Source organism: Pseudoalteromonas atlantica (assembly GCA_007988745.1).
Taxonomy (GTDB): domain Bacteria; phylum Pseudomonadota; class Gammaproteobacteria; order Enterobacterales; family Alteromonadaceae; genus Pseudoalteromonas; species Pseudoalteromonas atlantica.
The window spans coordinates 1-2,134 of record BJUT01000106.1 but is presented as its reverse complement, the minus strand read 5'-3'; the positions used below and the strand labels follow the sequence as shown (position 1 = coordinate 2,134).

Sequence of the window (2,134 nt, the reverse complement as noted above, 5' to 3'; positions counted from 1 at the left end):
TCGTGGCGCCAACCATTACCCATTGTTGTGCACACATCAGCATGAGATGAGCGATACAAACGTCGCCACACTAATTGGCGACTCCCTGCTAGGGTAAAGTCGATAAGCGGGAGAATTTCTTCGCCAGAGAGCATTGAAACTGGATCTGAACGGCACTCTTGATTTGTAATGGGCTCTTCACTTGCGGTCGCATTACTGGCACTGCCTGAGTTAGATTTAGGCGCTTGCGCGGCGCTTTTTCCAGACGCGGGAGACGCGCCCTTTTTCGCTGATTTTTTACCCGCTGAGCCGCTGTTTGGCGGGTATAAACGATAAGGGCTTAGGCTAAAAACCTAAGCCCTTATAACATCCATGTTGTTAAAGAGCATATTTGTAATATAGATTTACAATGACTGCATTATATTATTTCGTTACTTTTTAGTATTATATTGTTTTATTACAACGTGTTATCAGTAAATTAACACCCACAATTCAAGTGGGTGTCATTGTTATTTTCTTAGTTAGCCAAACTGCAAAATTAGAATGGGTGTCTAGTTTATTTATTCACAATAATTAAACAGTAGCCACTACTTAAAGAGCAAAATTTAGGATGGGTGTCTTGTTTATTTTTAATTACATTATGTACAAATTTAAGGCTGCGATTTATTAAAACACCTGCAACTGGGTTGCCGTTTAAAGTAATAACCCCTTTAACTTCAGAGCACATGTGTACACTGTACTTTTTTATTAAACCAAACATAGTGGCTTTAAACCTCTGTTTTTATAATTGAAGCCTAAAATTAGTCTTCAATTATGTCCATTATTTCATCGTAATCGACATCAACGAGCTCTGGATCAGGTGTACCCGTAACTAAAAAAGATAAAAAGTCAGTGAAAGTATTAAATTTAGACACTTCCTGTCCGTAAGTTTCTGTTAAAAATAGCCCAACTTCACCAGCACGATCCGACTCTTGCGAAAATAAAAAATAATAGCCACCACCATCATAAGAGTTAATAACCACCCCATGATCGGGTACTGATTGATATTCATCTTTGTTATCATACGTCTGATGATAATATTCAGTTGCTCCAATCACATCATCCTCTTCATAATCTTCATAATCTTCATCCAAAGGAACAAGACCCTGTACACTGTCTCCAAACCAAAAACAAAATCCATATTGTTCTAAAAAAAATCTATAAGGTTCAGGTAAAGTTATTTTAAACTTCTCTTCTAAACCCTTAATCTGTTCCCGAGGTGCACCGCCTTTTCTACAACTAAAGTTTTCTATTTGTTGAGCCTGTGCCATTATGTTAGTTATTTCGTTACTCATCTTATTCCTCAAACTTTTAATTTTGTATTTAAATATAAAACGATTAAACTATTTCTAAACCTAGATTAGGTCCTAAACCGTTTTCGTCGTACGGTTCATCACCTTCCTCATACCAATGAAGTTTTTTGTTTTCTCTACTATGGAAGTCTTCCGTTAATAGTTCTAAGTTATCCAAATCATTTGGGTTTTCATTTGGATCACACCTAAAAATAGGCTTTTTATGGTGAACATTGTACTTTTTAGGTACTTGACCTGTTACTTTCATACGATTTAATTGCTTTGGTGTAAAGTGATTATGCGCTTCATGGTTATCATCATTCAGTGCATCTGAAGCATACTTTTTGATATATTCTTTTCGCTGAACTGGAAATGCCTTTCTTGCCTCATCAACTTCTCCAACTGTACGTTTATGGTACTTAGTTGGTTTTGAATCAGGGTTAATCTTGACCTTTTCGCCGTTTACTCTGTGTTGCTCTGCAAATTTATCAATACTTATAGTTACAGGGGTCATTTCACCTGACTTATTAACTTTATTCAGTGTAATGAGATTATTTTCTTCATTAAGACCCGTTATGTCATATATGTGTTCTTTACGATAGTTATCTTTCCCAGGTGAATATTTAATCGTAGATATATCTTGATTGTCAATTGGAGTACATGCTATTGCTACTTTAAAAATGGCATCAATTACTTCTTTTTCAAAGCCATTATCTACCAAGGTATCCAGCATTCTCTTTAATCTTTTTTCACCTTCTTTACACAACAACCCAAACGGATCAACCCAATTCACCGGATTTGGCGCATATTGATAATGGTTTATT

Annotated in this window: 4 protein-coding genes; 1 reads left to right on the top strand and 3 read right to left on the bottom strand. The window is 35.9% G+C overall.

Features of this window, described 5'->3' with window-relative positions:
• The coding region (locus PAT01_RS20320; protein ID WP_318299779.1) for a DUF6531 domain-containing protein at nucleotides 1-134 on the bottom strand (134 nt) is incomplete at its 3' end.
• A 34-nt stretch (nucleotides 135-168) separates the two neighbouring features.
• Between PAT01_RS20320 and PAT01_RS20160 the strand changes: the two genes are divergently transcribed.
• The gene (locus PAT01_RS20160; RefSeq protein ID WP_186807317.1) at nucleotides 169-315 is read left to right on the top strand and encodes a hypothetical protein; all 147 of its coding nucleotides are present in this window, start codon (nucleotides 169-171) and stop codon (nucleotides 313-315) included.
• 464 nt (nucleotides 316-779) lie between these two features.
• On the opposite strand, the gene PAT01_RS19840 is transcribed toward PAT01_RS20160, so the two are convergent.
• Together PAT01_RS19840 and PAT01_RS19835 are read right to left on the bottom strand one after the other, a co-directional pair.
• Entirely contained in the window at nucleotides 780-1,313 is a 534-nt protein-coding gene (locus PAT01_RS19840; protein WP_064387128.1) for an SMI1/KNR4 family protein, read from the bottom strand.
• A 43-nt stretch (nucleotides 1,314-1,356) separates the two neighbouring features.
• Nucleotides 1,357-2,134, bottom strand: a 778-nt coding sequence (locus tag PAT01_RS19835) for an RHS repeat-associated core domain-containing protein (protein WP_154946055.1), incomplete at its 5' end; no start/stop codon positions are given.